The sequence below is a fragment of the Corynebacterium mendelii genome (genome assembly GCF_017307055.1).
GTDB lineage: Bacteria > Actinomycetota > Actinomycetes > Mycobacteriales > Mycobacteriaceae > Corynebacterium > Corynebacterium mendelii.
Genome location: NZ_JAFLEQ010000003.1, coordinates 254,116 through 269,061, shown reverse-complemented (window position 1 = coordinate 269,061; position 14,946 = coordinate 254,116). Strand labels below are relative to the sequence as shown.

Genomic DNA, 14,946 nt, shown 5'->3' with positions numbered 1-14,946 from the left:
TCGGCGAGGGCTTTCGTAAACACCGGGGTTTCTTCCAGGGAGAAACGGGCATACAGCCCCACGACCACCATGACGATCGACAGCAGGAAGGGGATGCGCCATCCCCAAGCCATAAAGGCCCCGACGGTATCACCCGGGCTGTATCCGAGGGTGCTGGTCAGAATCAGAAACAGGCCGTTGGCGAAGATGAACCCCAGGGGCGCGCCGAGCTGCGGCCACATGGCGGCCCAGGCACGTTTGCCTTCCCGGGCGGTTTCCGTCGACAGCAGGGCTGCGCCGGACCATTCGCCGCCCAGGCCCAGGCCCTGTCCGAAACGCATCAGCGCCAGTAGCGCCGGTGCGGCAATACCGGCCGTAGCATAGGTGGGAAGCAAACCGATGATGAACGTGGCGATACCCATCGTCAGAAGAGAAGCCACGAGGGTCGCTTTGCGCCCTATCCGGTCACCGAAGTGGCCGAAGAGCACCGACCCCAGCGGGCGGGCGGCAAAGGCCAGACCAAAGGTGGCAAACGATGCCAGAAGCGACACGGTCGGATCATCGTTGTGGGGGAAAAACAGGAACGGAAACACTGCCACGGCGGCGGCCGCGTAGACGTAGAAGTCGTAGAACTCGATCGTTGTGCCCACCACCGAAGCGAGAATAATCCGGCGGCGAATAGCGCCTGACGGCATCACCAGGGGGCCGGAAACGGTCTCGACGGAAGGGGCATTGATTCGCGTCACGGGACTCTCCTCACAAACAGCGAATTCCAACTGTGGAAAATGTTGAGAGGAACCTTAGTGTCGCTGATTGCCGGGTCCAATCCCCCTTCTCAATGACTACCCCCAGCTGCATAATCAGGGTTTTTTCTGTCGTTATCCCACCACTGCGCCCAAGAACGGAAAAACACCTGCACCACGCACCACAGCCCCAATGCCCGCCCGACTTTTTCATGGGGGTATTAAGTCCTACACCTGGACAAAATTCAGATTCCGGCACTTTCCGGCCGGGACACCGGGGATATCGGCGGTCCGAAGGCCGGGAAAGGCCGGAGTGCGGTCAGCGGATATCGTCAAGAGCTTCCGGCGATTCCGGCAGGATCTGACCGCCGTCGACAATGATCTGCTGACCGGTGATGTAGCGCGCCCCGGGAGAGGCCAAAAAGGCGACCGCCTGGCCGATATCTTCCGGTTCGCCGAGAAATCCCAGCGGCACGCTCTGGGCCATGCGATCGAGGTACTGCTGCCCCATGTCTTTCAGCCCCGGGGTAAGAATATTTCCCGGCAAAACTGCGTTGACGGTGATGTTTTTCGCAGCCAGTTCAATAGCCGCACTGCGCACAAACCCCATCTGGGCAGCCTTGGTGGCACCGTAGTGTGACCATCCCGGATATCCGGTGATATTGCCGGTAATGGAGCTGGTCACCACCACCCGGCCCTGCCCGGAGGCCGCCAGAAGATCACTGGCCGCCTGCACCATGCGGATTGTGCCGAAGACGTTGATGTCGAAGATCTGCTCCATCTGTTCGGTGGTGATGGTGGCAATGTCGGCCTGGGGATAGATACCGGCGTTGGAGGCCAAAATATCCAGCCCCCCGCACTGATCGGCAACCTGCCCGACGACCTTCCGGCACGAGTCCGGGTCACGGACATCCAGCTGGTAGGCGGTAAAACCGTCTTCCCTGGCTTTTTGGCATTCTTTTTCGGTGACTCCCGTCACGGCAACCGTGGCCCCGTGCTCACGCAGAACGGTGGATATCCCGCGCCCTATCCCCATGGTGCCGCCGGTCACCAGGGCCACCCGGCCGGCCAGCGGGCGAGCGTCATTTCGGTCATTGTCGGTCATAGCGTTCCCACTCCTTGGTGCACGTTTCACCCCCACCGGCCAATCAACCGCACGGACCCACGATGACTGCAGTCGACCGGCAGTGGATGGTCCCGGTCACGTGCGGCCGGGACGGTGTTCTTCTGCTGGCAGCACCCACCGGTTAGCCCTGCCTGCAGAAATAAGCCGAGGGCACGGTCGGTGCCGGGTCCGTCTGACCCCACCATAGATGAAGATGGGCCAGGGCAGGTTCCCGGTCCACCCGGCGGCAACCCACCCCATCACGCCCCCCATCCCCAACACGCCGGCTCCGACGGCCGTGTTCTTATCTTTTTTCAGTCATTGCCCCCTGCCCTGTAGGAACCCACCCCAAAAAGGGTGAATCGTGACAGCGATCAATCATCGGTTTCCGGGGGTAGAGTCCGGCCGTTCACCAGTATTTCTACCCACGTCATACCGCATATTGGGGGTGCAGATATCCACGGACAGAAAAACCGGTGGGCATCATGCTGCAGATATTTTCCTGCACGTGCATTTAATTCGTTTTATAGTGAATCCGACCACCATCACCGCACCGATGTGGCTGCGGTAACATTCCTGGAGGAATCATGAAATCATCACGCAGGCTCACCATGAGCCTGACTGCTGTTGTATCCACACTCGGTCTGGTTGCAGCCGGCTGCTCCAGCACTGACGACACCGCCGACAATTCCGGAAAAACCCTCAAAGAAGGCGAAGTCGCACAGATCACCTGGCTGCACCGGATTCCGGACAAGGAAGGCGCCCCCACCGTCAATGAGCTGGTTGAGCAGTTCAACCAGGCGCACCCCGACATCCAGGTCACCCCGGAGCGCATGCAGGGTTCAGCCACCGAGTCCTATGCGAAGATCAACTCGATTGTCGCAGCCGGCAAAGATGTCCCCTGCCTGACAATGATCGGCAACGAGCGGGTGCCGGACATGATCGGTTCGATGATGGATGTCTCCCAGTACACCGACAAAGTCAAGGACAACTACTGGGAAGGCCTGTACAACAAGGCCAAAGTCGGCGACAAAGTCTACGGCCTGCCCTTCGGCGCATCCCCGATCCTGTTCTACTACCGGGCGGATCTGTTCGAGCAGTACGGCATTTCGGTGCCCACCACCTGGGAGGAATACAAAGCCGCGGCCAAGACGGTTCGGGAAAAATCAGAGGGAAAGTCCTACATGGGTGCTTTCCTGACCGATGAGCCGATGTGGACCAACGCCCTGGTCACCAGCGAGGGCGCCGACTGGTTCGGCTATGATCCCTCCACACAGGAGTGGTCGGTGAGCATCACCGGTGACGAATCGAAGAAGGTCGCCGACAATCTCGACACCATGGTGGCCGATGATCTGGTCGTGCCGATGCAGCGCTGGGGCCAGGACTTCGGTAAAGCCCTAGCCGACGGCACCCTGCTGTCGACCATCGGCGGCGCCTGGGAAGCCCCGCTCATCGCCGATACGGCACCATCAACCAGCGGTAACTGGAAGATCGCCCAAATACCTCACTTTGAGGCCTCCACCACCACTGTCGGCCAGAACGGCGGCACCATCGGTGCCGTCCTCAAAGGCTGCGAATACCCCGAGCAGGCCATCGAATTCGCCAACTGGTGGGCCACCAACATTGAGGGCCTGACCGGGCTGGGGTTGCTGCCCGCGGCGAAGGCCGACAACATCGAAACCCCGGCGAACCTGAAGGAGTTCTACTCCGGCCAGGACTACTACTCGGAGTTCATCACCGCCAACAACAATGCGCCCACCATTCACTGGGCCCCGAAGATCGCCGCGACGATGAAGGTCCTCAAAGACAAGCAGGGAACCATCGGTTCCGGCGGCACGGTCGCCGAGGAACTCGAGGCAGGCCAGCAGCAGGCTGTGGCATCACTGACAGATGCCGGCCTGAAAGTCACAGAGTAGAAAACACGGCAATACTACTGCTGTTTTAACTTTCCCGGCGGGTCTCGGGGAGGGGACCACAAGACTTATGTGCCCCTGTCCCCTGATCCGCCGGGAATCCCCCGCTTTTTGTTTTGCCCCGGTGCCCGTGATGTGCCGGCACGAAACGAAACACCGGCTGTTTTCTTTTCCCCTCGTTGTCCACAGCCCCGGCTGCTCGATCACACGGTGAGTTTTTTAGCTATTGCCGCAACTTGTCCGCAGCTTGCCTTATCTCACCCCACAGTCTTTCAAGGGAGTTGATCTCTGGTGGCATCCCACACCAAAGCCAGGCACATCCGCCGCGAAGCCCGCGTCGGCTGGCTGTTCGCCCTGCCGTTTTTCCTTTTCTTCCTCGTTTCCTTCATCATCCCGATCATCTCGTCGGCGTATTCGTCACTGTTTACCAAAAAACTCACCGACGGTGGTTTCGGTCCGGAAAAACTCGTGTTCACCGGTCTCGACAACTACACCCAGGTGCTCGGTGAACCGGCGTTCTGGTCTGGCCTGGTCAATGTCGCCGAATACGGTGTCATCAAAATTCCCCTGGTCATGATCTCCGCGCTGGCTCTGGCGCTGCTGCTCGACTCGCTGGCCGCCAGCGGCGTGAAGACATTCCGGCTGCTGTATTTCCTTCCCTACGCCATCCCCGGTGTGGTCGGCGCGATCTTGTGGACCAACCTGTATTCGCCGAATTTGAGTCCTTTCAACGCCATCCTCGGCCTGTTCGGCACCGACTCATCACTGTTTACCTCCCAGGCCATGCTCAACCCCTCCATGGCGAATATGACGGCCTGGACTTTCGTCGGCTACAACATGATCATTTTCATGGCCACCCTCAAATCCGTTCCCCACGAGCTTTACGAGGCCGCCCGCATTGACGGCGCCAGCGAATGGCAGATCGTGTGGCGCATCAAACTGCCGATGCTGCGGGGTGCGGCAGTCATCACCGTCCTGATGTCGATTATCGGCACCGTCCAATGGTTCAACGAACCTGTGGTGATGCGCACCACAGTGCCGACCATTTCTTCCGACTACACGCCCATGATGATGGCCTACCAGCAGGCCTTCGATTCCCAGGACATGGGGCTGGCGTCGGCAACGTCAATTCTCATGGCCCTCATCGCCGGTGTCCTGGCCGCGGTGTGGCTGATCTACCAGGCAAGCCTGAACAAAAAGAACACCGGTGGTGATAACAAATGACCTCCACGACACGACGTTTCCGCAAAGCCAAAAAGCACTCCCATGATGTGTCGGTTCCGGCATCCATGCAGCCGAAACCGCTCACCAAAACCACTGTGATGGTGGTTATGGTGCTGGCCGCCATCTATTTCATGCTGCCGGTGTGGTGGCTGGTGGTGCAGTCAACGAAATCCTACGGAGAAATGCTGGTGACCCACCCGCTGTGGTTCGCCGAGGACAATTCCTTTGCGGCCAATGTCCGGGATGTGACCACCTATGACGGCGGGAATTTCGCCCGCTGGGTGATCAACTCGATTTTCTACTCCGGCACCACCGCTTTTATCGGCACCCTGATTTCACTGTCCTGCGGGTATTCATTTTCCAAGTTCCGCTACCGGGGGAAAAAGATTCTGCTGGGCATGATCCTGGTCGGTATGCTCCTTCCCGCATCGCTGCTGACCATCCCGATGTTCTACCTGTTCAACTGGATGGGGTTGGTCAACACCGTGTGGGCGATCATCATCCCCTGCTCGGTCAGTCCTTTCGGGGTGTTCCTCGGCATGATCTACTGCGACACCATCCCCACCGAGTTGATTGAGGCCGCCCGTATCGACGGCGCGGGTGAACTGCGTATTTTCTTCGGTATCGTTATCCGCCTGCTGGGGCCGGCGGTGGTGACCATCGCCCTGTTTATTTTCGTCGCCACCTGGAATAATTTCCTGCTGCCATTGGTGATGCTGCGCGGCAAAGAGCTTCTTCCGGTGACGTTGGGACTTTATACCTGGCAGAACTACAAGGCGGAAATTCTCACCGCCCAGGTGCTGACCGGTTCGCTGCTGGGTGTTATTCCGGTGATCATCCTGTTTTTGCTCCTCCAGCGCTACTGGCGGGCCGGGCTGGCCCAAGGGTCGGTGAAAGCCTAGAGAAAGACCGGTGGTGGGACAATGCCGTTTTCCGGCCTGCAGCATCCCTTCCGGCACGTCCCTTGTGTTGACAACATCCTTCCCCCACCGGGTGCCCGCCGCACCCGGTTTGCCAGGAGGCCCACGATGACCGACTACCACGAGTTGACCGCGCTGTTTCGCCGGACACGGAAAGCCGGACAGATCATCCGTCATCTCTCGGCTGCCCCGGCCACCCGCGCCGAGCTGGCCGATCATCTGGGTTTCGACTCCGGAACGGTGAGCCGGTCGGTGGCGAAACTGATCTCGATCGGGCTGGTCGTGGAAGGAGAAGCCACCAAACCGGGACAGGTGGGCCGCCCCTCACCGGTGGTGTACCTCAACACGGATGCGCTGTGGATTTGCGGCCTGCACATCGGTGTCTACAGTCTGTCGGTGACCTGTGTTGACGTCACCGGACGTCCCGGCGACCGGGTGTCGGTCCCGCACGGGCAAAGCCCCTCATCAGTGGTGGCGGCAGCCGCCGAAGCCATCCGGAGTTTGTGTGCCCGCCGCGGATCCGATCCGCTGGGCGTCGGCGTGGCGGTCGGCGGCTGGGTTGACACCGACGGCTCAACGGTGCTGCGGTTCCCGGCGCTTGACTGGCACCGGGTGCCGTTGGGGGCGCACCTGGAAAAAGAACTCGGCCTGCCGGTGAAAGTACAGTCGGTTGCCCGCAGCCACGCCCAATCCAACCTGGTGTTCGGCCTGGTGCAGCCGGATGCCACCTTCGGTCATCTCTATGTCGGAAGTGTCATAGAATTCGCTCTCAGCCACCATGGGCAGGTGCTGTGCGGGGAACTCGGCGACGGGATGCTGGACCAGCTGCCGGTGCGCACCATCGACGGCCGTACCGGCACCGCCCGGTCGCTTGTCTCCGATGGGGCCGTGACCGAGCAGGCCATCGAAGCGAAGGTGCTCCGCCCCGGCGACACCTTCGAAGTGCTCATGGATGTCGCTGTCACCGACACTGCGGAAGGGGAAAAAACCCGGCGGATTCTCTCCCGCCGGGTCGACAACTGCGCAGCGTTGATCGCCTGCATCCATGAGGTTCTCCCCCTGCCTAAAATTGTGGTCAGCGCTTCAATCATCCGGCAGCCATGCGGTTTCACCGAATTGTGCGCGGCTGTGGCGGCCCGCAGCTGGGTCACCCGCCCGCCGACTCTGATCCACGGCGGGGAGGTCATCACCTCCACCGCCCAGGCCGCCGCTTCCCCATTGTGGATGGCGGTGACCAACCCCTAGTCACCCAGCACGCCCACCCGTTGTTTTCCTTTTCCCGCCCCGTTTTGTCTGAAATGTGTCAAGCAATGCCCAAAAATTTCGTTCTCATCCTCACCGACCAGTGGCGCTACGACTGCCTGCTCAACCCGTCTGTGGTTCACACCCCTTTCCTGGATGACCTGGCCAGTCAGGGCACGGTTGCCGACAGCGCCTATTCATCCTGCCCGACGTGTGTCCCGGCCCGGATGAGTTTGCTGACCGGGCTGAAAGCAAGCAACCACCGCCGGGTCGGATACGAAGATGGTGTCACCTTCGATGTGGCCGATACCCTGGCCGGGTGTTTTTCAGCCGCCGGCTACCAAACCCAGGCGGTCGGGAAAATGCATGTGCACCCGGCTCGCTGCACCGCCGGGTTCGATAACGTGATCCTCCACGACGGGTATCTCCACCACAACCGTCAGGGCCGCCCCGATCCCCGTTTCACCGACGACTACACCGCGTGGCTGTACAACCAGCCGACCGCCGGGGCATTCCCGGACGAATACTCCAACGGGGTGCACTGCAATGCCGTTCCGGCCGCCCCCTGGTCGGGTCCGGAGCGTTTCCACCCGACCAACTGGGCCACCGATCAGGCCATTGACTGGCTCTACCGGCGTGATCCCACCCGGCCTTTCCTGCTGTTTTTGTCCTATCACCGCCCGCACGCCCCCTACAATCCACCGGCCTGGGCATTCGACATGTACAAAGACAGACCTGCTGCCACCCCTGTCCGCGGCACATGGGAACAGGAGGTTCTCGCCGACTACCGCAACAACAACTCGCCGCAATCACTGGTGGCCGACTACCCGGACGATGTCGTTGCCCGTGCCATGGCCGGCTACCACGGCAACATCACCCACCTGGATGCCCAGATCGAAAGGTTCATTGAGGCGCTGTCGGATTTCGGCCTCGCCGATGAGACCACCATTATGTTCAGCTCGGATCACGGCGACATGATGGGCGATCACGGTATGTGGCGCAAAGGACTGGCCTATGAGGGATCAAGCAGAATCCCGTTGTTCGCCACCGGCGGCGATGTTGCACCGGGCCACCATGTCGACGGCCCGGTCGACATCATGGACATTATGCCCACCCTCGTTGATCTGGCCGGATTGCCGGTTCCCGACGGCATTGACGGTGTCTCCTTCGCCAACCAGTTGACCGGAGGGGCGGCAACACCACAGCAATCATCCCGTTATCTGCACGGGGAGCACACCATTTTGGGCCAGTCGCAGCAGTGGATTGTCGCCGACGGCTACAAATACATCTGGTGGTCGGCCACCGGTGTGCAGCAACTGTTCGATCTCCGGCGGGATGAAGGGGAAACCAACGATCTGTTGCGAAACGACACCCCACCCGCCGAGACCGCCGGGATAGCCGACCGGATGCGGGGCCTTTTGATCCGGGAGTTGACGGGCCGGGAAGAAGGTTTCGTTGCTGAAGGCCGCCTTGTCACCGGCAGACAGGTCCACCCCGTTCTCGAACACTGCTACCCGCCCCAGGGCTGAAAAACCCGCCGGACAACACCTGCTCACGGGCAGCGGCCGCAGCAGTCACCGGCTGCTGCGGCCGTTGCCGCCGGCTCCCCACCCAACCCGCCCGGCACCAGAAACACCGGCACCTGCCGGAGACCGGTGACCATTGGTGGATAATGTGCCTGGCAAGGGACACCGCCACCTCATGGCCACCCCACCGGAGGCGGTCGCCGCCGGGTAGTTTTTCCCCTGCGCCGACCTTGGTAAAAGGGCACAGCTTTATCCCGGCTGTCAGGCGGGATAAAGCCCACGGCATCTCCCCCGCACGCGCCAGCAACGGTGACCGGTCCGCGGGTATGTGCCCGGTGGCACGGGTAGGTGCGGAAACGGTCGGTACAGCTCTCGCCAGCGCCCCTTTTTTCCATCACGGGTGCCCCGGTCTGCAGCATTTTATTGGGCGGGACCAACATTGCCCGCGCCGCCGTCGGTGCAACCGGCCGGATCACTCCGACCACAGGTGCCGGCACCATCGCTGAACCCGCCCGCATCAATTCCGCTCCCCCACACCGCAGACCACCAACCGTTGCGGACAACGGGCCACGGGTTCTATCACCCCGGTGGGCCGGGGACAGACAAGGTCCCGGCACCGTGCGAGCTGCCGGTTGTCAAACAATAAAACCCTAGGCGGAGGCGGCACGTTCTTCGGCAGCCAGCTGGCCGCAGGCGGCGGCGATCTCCTGGCCGCGGGTGTCACGCACCGTGCAGGGAACCCCTTTGGACGCCACGGTGGCGACAAATTCGTCCTGCACCGGTTTCGGGCTGGCATCCCATTTCGACCCCGGGGTGGGATTGAGCGGGATGAGATTGACATGGACCCGGGAGCCCAAGGCCCGGTGCAGTTTCTCCCCCAGCATCGCAGCCCGCCACGGATGATCATTGATATCCCTGATCAGGGCGTATTCAATACTGACCCGGCGACCGGTGTGGTCGGCGTAGTACCGGGCGGCGTCAAGCACTTCCTCCACCGACCAGCGGTTGTTGACCGGAACCAGGGTGTCGCGCAACTCATCGTCCGGACAGTGCAAACTGACCGCCAATGTCACCGACAGGCCTTCATCGGCCAATTTCCTGATCGCCGGTGCCACACCGACGGTGGAAACCGTCACATTGCGCTGGGAGATACCGAAACCGTCCGGCGCCGGTGATGTGATCTGCCGCACCGCAGAGACCACCCGCTTGTAGTTGGCCAACGGCTCGCCCATTCCCATAAACACCACATTGGTCAACCGCGAATCCTCGTCACGCATGGTGGCCGCCGCATTGCGCACCTGGTCGACAATTTCACCGCAGGAGAGATTCCGGTCCAGTCCCCCCTGGCCGGTGGCACAGAAGGGACAGGCCATCCCGCAGCCCGCCTGGGAGGAGATGCACAGCGTTGCCCGATCCGGGTAGCGCATGAGCACTGATTCCAGCAGCGTGCCATCGTGCAGCCGCCACAGGGTTTTCTGGGTCTGGCCGCGATCGCATTCGATCTTGTTGACCGGCGTCATCAAATCGGGGAACAGCGCCTGTTTGATCTGTGGGCGCACCGCTTCGGGAAGATCGGTCATTGTGGCCGGGTCGGCTTCCAGCCTGCCGTAGTAGTGGCGGGCGATCTGGTTGGCCCGGAACGCGGGCAGCCCCAGCTCCTTGACTTTATCCACCCGGGAATCGTGGTCGAGATCCGCGAAGTGGACCGGCGGCATACTGCGTCGTTGGGCGGTGAAGACAAGGGGTATTTTTTCGGCCATAGCCTGACCATCATGGCATGTAGCGGGCCGAAAACGAAAAACATCCCCGGCCACAGGTGGCGCAGCGCAACCCGACACCGTTAAATGGGAAGTCATGACACCCGATCCCGTGCACCCGGCCAGCGGCACTCCGGCCGACAACGACTCGCCTCACCCCTCACCTTCCCTGCCTGCCCGGCAGGATCCGGACACCGCACCGCCGGCCGACAGCACGCCTGCGCCCGCGCCGACCGCGCCACCGGCTGCCACCACCACCGGCCGGGCTTCGCTGGCCGGGGCCACCTGGATGTCCCTGATTGCCGGCGCCGTGCTGGGTATCGGGCTGTTGGTGTTCATCATGCAAAACCAGCAGCCGGTTCAGCTGACCCTGTTTTTGTGGCAGTTCGAATTGCCGCTGGGCGTGTGCGTGCTGCTCAGCTGTATTGTGGCGGCCCTGATCATGGGGGTCATCGGCGGGGTGCGCATGCTGCAGCTGCGCAAGGAGATCAAAAAACTGCGCCGGGCCCGCTGACAGACCCGGTCGCCGGCCGCTTTTTCTAACCACTATCCGGCTGTCTTTTTCCACCCCTGCCAGGTGATGCGGCGGAAGGCGAAAGAGACAAAAAATTTGTCTCCCGCGCCCGCGAGGTACCCCGCCGGGCCGATTGTCTCTGGTCAAGCGATGTTGATGGACGCTAAGCTGGAAGTTTGGCAGGAAGTCACACACGCGTTGTCATCCCACACACGTCCTCCGGCACCGGCGGTGGCCGCCACCGGAGTGAACACCCAGGCGAGGCGATGCAGTGGTGGCTTTTCCCGCCCGGCCTTTCCCATCCATCGGCCGACCCCGCACCACATCGTTTCCAGGAGCCTTGCACCGACATGTCGGATTCCACCGCAGCCACACCCACGCCGATCACCAACCTCACGTGGTTTTCCGGCCATGTCCGCGAGCTGTCCGCGGCGCACAGCGACAGCGCCGGTCCTTTTACTGTCGACGCCTATCTGCTGGCCGCCACCGACTACTTCGGCCACGGCAAAGCCATCATCGTCTGTGACAAACAAGACGGTATCGGATTGCTCGATGACGACACCACCACCTTGTGGTGGCCGGTCATCGCGCCGATGACCCGGGCGGGCCGCTACCTGGGGGTGCCGGTCACCATCACCCCGGATACCCCGCAGCCCAGCGCCAGTGTCCACTTCCCGGGGCCGGTGGCAGCAGTGAAAAAAGCTGTGGCGAAGAAAGTGCCGGAGCAGGACAATGAGGATTTCTGGCGGCTGGACGATTTCAGCAATCCGGTCGATCACCCCACCCCGCAGCTGCCCGCACACGGGACTGACGCAGCAGCCGGCACCGCCGCCGACGACGACACACGTCCCGTCACCGGTGAGACCACCGCAGACCCGGCAGAGAACGCACCCGCCAACACCAACGGGGAAATAAACGGCACTGCCGCGGACACCGGCCGGACCGCCACCGATGCACCGGAAGCCGACTACGGCACCGGTGACCGAGCAGATGACCCGGTAGATCCTGCGGTTCAAGAGGCACCGGACAGTGCCGGACCGGCCGATTCACCGGAACCTGTTGCCGCCTGCAGCGGGGAAGACGACAACGACCACCCCGACAACGGGACGGGCAACGCCGACAAAGACGATGCCGCCAGGGAGCACGACACCGGTGGCGCTGATACTCCAGCCGGTGACACTGATCCCGGTAAGCCGGACGAGACCTGCGCATGCTGCACCGCCGGTACCGATACACAGCACCCGGTCACCCCCGTTTCCGGCACCGGTGACCACGACCGGGACAACGCCGTCGAATCAGCGGATGAAACTTCCCGGCCTGCCGGTGATGACGATCACCGCACCATCGACGGCGATGCCGGCAGCGCCGGTTGTGGTGGCGGCACCGCAACCGCATTCACCGGTGGTCCCCACGGCGATAATGCCCACGACACCATCCCGGCAGTACCGGGGCAACCAACCGGCAGCCCGGCGGCCACAGCCGGGAATCCGGTAAGTGATGATCTCCGCCCGGCCGCGGCCGGGGCGGTACATCCGGCCGCAGACCCCGGCAGCACCGGGGCTCCGGCAACGGCCGGGGCGCCGGAAGAAGGGTCGGCGGCACACAAAGTCGAGCTTGTTGTCCGCTCCGACGGCCACCGGATGCTGGGGCTTCCGGCACCGACCACCACCCGGCGTGCCACGCCTTTCCAGCGCGGATACACCCGCGGTATTTTGGGCAGCTACTACCGGGCCACACCATTTCCCCGCCTCGACTACCTCACCGAAGACCAGTGCCGGGCGCTTTTGGCCCATGCCGGGATGGATCCGAGACCCCTCAACCAGTCCGGACGCGGGTCGCAGCTGATGTGGTGGGCGACCATGCTGCTGATTTTCGCGGCGGTAGTGGTGTTGTTCGTCGAGTTCTATGTTGGTTTGGCGGCCTTTATGGTGTGGGCTTTGATTCTCGCCCACCACTTCATCACCCGGTGGAGCCTGAAAAAACAGGGAAAGCTTGATCGCAGCGGCGCCACCCCACTGGTCCTTCCCCCCGATCCGTCAGTCCCCGTCGACTACACCGGTAAGTGACAGCCGCCGGCAAAGCCCGCACCGGCGGGCGGACACTCCGGTTGCGGCACAACAGCCCGCCCCGCAGTGTCCCGCCTGCTGGGTGAACGGCACTCCGGGCAACCGAAGCAGGAGCAGACACACCTGATGCCCGGCGTGACCGCATACATGAGGACATTCTCCCCTGAACGGGTGTAACCACCCACCGTGCCGAAACCGTTTTCGGGGCCGGTTACCGGCATAATTGGGGGCACGCTGCGCTGCGGCGGGAATGTGTGTTTGCTGTTCATGCCGAAAGGGTTGATCCACCACCCCCGTCTCGGCTTTTCCGCTGCTTCTTGCACCAGCGCGCCCGGGGTGTGTCCATCCCGGTGCGTGACCGTTTGTTCCTTCCCCCTTTTGAAAGGCTTAAAGGTCTGATATGAGCTATTCCCTCGACGACTACGCATTCGAGGTTCCCCGGCAGGCCTTTGTGGCCGGCCATTTCGTCGACGCGTCAGATGATGCCACGTTCACCGTCGATGATCCGGCGACCGGCGCACCTGTGGCGCAGGTCGCCGACTGTTCGCCCGCCCAGTTCGTCACCGCACTGGACCATGCTGAATCCGCCGGCAAATCGTGGGCCGCCACCCCGGAGCGCACCCGGTCGGAGGTGCTGCGGGCCATTTTTTCCGCCGTCGGGGCTCACGCGGATGATTTCGCCACCATCATGACTTTGGAGATGGGTAAACCCTTCGCCGAGGCATCCGGTGAGGTGGCTTACGCCAACGAGTATTTCCGCTGGTTTTCCGAGCAGGCCGTCCGCTTGCCGGGTAGATTTTCCCAGTCCCCCTCCGGTCACGGGCGCATGACTGTCACCCACCGGCCGGTCGGACCGGTGCTGGCGATCACCCCCTGGAATTTCCCCTTGGCGATGGCCACCCGCAAAATAGCCCCGGCTCTGGCCGCCGGATGCCCGATCATTGTCAAACCCGCCCACGAAACCCCGTTGACCATGCTGTATCTGGCCAAAATCATCCACAGTGTGTTCACTGATTTCGATGTCGCCCCGGGTGTGGTCTCGGTTATTCCCTCCACCGATGCGGCCGGTGTGTCCACGACACTGATGGCTGACCCGCGGCTGAGGAAAGTCACCTTCACCGGTTCGACCCCGGTGGGCAAGATTCTTGTCCGGCAGTCCGCCGACCAGTTGCAGCGGACGTCCATGGAGTTGGGTGGCAATGCCCCGTTTGTGGTGGCCGCCTGCGCCGATATCGATCACGCCGTGGAGCAGGCGGTGGCCGCGAAAATGAGAAACGGCGGGCAGGCCTGCATCGCGGCCAATCGTTTCTTGGTCGATGAGAATGTCGCCGAGGAATTCACCGGCAAGTTCGAAAGGAAAATGGCGGCGTTCACTCTCGGCCACGGCATGGATGCGGCGACCACCCTGGGTCCGGTGATCACCCGGACCCAGCGTGACCGGATCGCCTCACTGGTCGATGATGCGGTGGCGCAGGGTGCGACGGCACTGACCGGGGGCGGGATTCCCGACCGCCCCGGCTACTTCTATCCGGCCACCCTGCTTGCCGGGGTGGACCCGTCGATGCGGATCTACAACGAGGAAATCTTCGGCCCCGTGGCCACTGTCACCACGTTCCGGGATCTGGAGGAAGGTATTGCCATGGCCAACGACACCCCCTTCGGTTTGGCCGCCTACGGCTTCGCCACCGATCTTGCGGCACTGGCCGCACTGCGTGACGGCCTGGAAGCCGGAATGATCGGCATCAACAGGGGATCCATCAGCGATCCGGCGGCACCGTTCGGCGGCATCAAACAATCCGGTTTCGGCCGCGAAGGCTCAGCCGAAGGCATCGAGGAATACCTCGACACCATCTACCTGGCCGAAGCCTAGCCGCCGGAACACGGATGCGGACAAGGGGCGTGGCAGAACCCGCCCCTTTTTCCCCGCCGCCGCACCAGACAAAAACCACAGACCATC

Annotated in this window: 11 protein-coding genes; 8 read left to right on the top strand and 3 right to left on the bottom strand. The window is 62.3% G+C overall.

What is annotated here, in order from left to right; all coding sequences use genetic code 11:
- Both JZY06_RS12095 and fabG read right to left on the bottom strand, forming a co-directional pair.
- Positions 1-674: MFS transporter (locus JZY06_RS12095; protein WP_242516503.1), on the bottom strand; the 674-nt coding region annotated here is incomplete at its 3' end.
- Positions 675-1,041: 367 nt separating this feature from the next.
- Entirely contained in the window at positions 1,042-1,827 is a 786-nt protein-coding gene (gene fabG / locus JZY06_RS01085) for a 3-oxoacyl-ACP reductase FabG (protein WP_207117679.1), read from the bottom strand.
- A 587-nt stretch (positions 1,828-2,414) separates the two neighbouring features.
- Here fabG and JZY06_RS01080 point away from each other — a divergent pair.
- The 5 genes from JZY06_RS01080 to JZY06_RS01060 all read left to right on the top strand — a co-directional run bounded on the left by JZY06_RS01080 (position 2,415) and on the right by JZY06_RS01060 (position 8,655).
- Positions 2,415-3,743: an ABC transporter substrate-binding protein gene (locus JZY06_RS01080; protein ID WP_207117677.1), complete on the top strand. Its 1,329-nt coding sequence runs from the start codon at positions 2,415-2,417 to the stop codon at positions 3,741-3,743.
- 288 nt (positions 3,744-4,031) lie between these two features.
- Positions 4,032-4,964: a carbohydrate ABC transporter permease gene (locus tag JZY06_RS01075; protein WP_207117675.1), complete on the top strand. Its 933-nt coding sequence runs from the start codon at positions 4,032-4,034 to the stop codon at positions 4,962-4,964.
- Positions 4,961-5,866, top strand: a complete 906-nt coding sequence (locus JZY06_RS01070) for a carbohydrate ABC transporter permease (protein WP_207117673.1) — start codon at positions 4,961-4,963, stop codon at positions 5,864-5,866. The genes JZY06_RS01075 and JZY06_RS01070 overlap by 4 nt, the downstream gene beginning before the upstream one ends.
- A gap of 126 nt (positions 5,867-5,992) precedes the next feature.
- Positions 5,993-7,129: an ROK family transcriptional regulator gene (locus JZY06_RS01065; RefSeq protein ID WP_207117671.1), complete on the top strand. Its 1,137-nt coding sequence runs from the start codon at positions 5,993-5,995 to the stop codon at positions 7,127-7,129.
- 65 nt (positions 7,130-7,194) lie between these two features.
- Positions 7,195-8,655, top strand: a complete 1,461-nt coding sequence (locus JZY06_RS01060; protein ID WP_207117669.1) for an arylsulfatase — start codon at positions 7,195-7,197, stop codon at positions 8,653-8,655.
- Positions 8,656-9,302: 647 nt separating this feature from the next.
- Here the strand turns inward: JZY06_RS01060 and rlmN are convergent.
- A complete protein-coding gene (rlmN, locus tag JZY06_RS01055) occupies positions 9,303-10,412 on the bottom strand; it encodes a 23S rRNA (adenine(2503)-C(2))-methyltransferase RlmN (protein WP_207117667.1) in 1,110 nt (369 codons plus the stop codon).
- Positions 10,413-10,506: 94 nt separating this feature from the next.
- Between rlmN and JZY06_RS01050 the strand changes: the two genes are divergently transcribed.
- The 3 genes from JZY06_RS01050 to JZY06_RS01040 all read left to right on the top strand — a co-directional run bounded on the left by JZY06_RS01050 (position 10,507) and on the right by JZY06_RS01040 (position 14,859).
- Positions 10,507-10,923 (top strand): LapA family protein, encoded by a 417-nt coding sequence (locus JZY06_RS01050; protein WP_207117665.1) that lies wholly within the window; start codon positions 10,507-10,509, stop codon positions 10,921-10,923.
- A gap of 350 nt (positions 10,924-11,273) precedes the next feature.
- Positions 11,274-12,989 carry a hypothetical protein gene (locus JZY06_RS01045; RefSeq protein ID WP_207117663.1) on the top strand — a complete coding sequence of 572 codons (1,716 nt, stop codon included), beginning with the start codon at positions 11,274-11,276 and terminating at the stop codon, positions 12,987-12,989.
- A gap of 400 nt (positions 12,990-13,389) precedes the next feature.
- Positions 13,390-14,859: an NAD-dependent succinate-semialdehyde dehydrogenase gene (locus JZY06_RS01040; protein WP_207117661.1), complete on the top strand. Its 1,470-nt coding sequence runs from the start codon at positions 13,390-13,392 to the stop codon at positions 14,857-14,859.
- Positions 14,860-14,946: the final 87 nt, after the last annotated feature.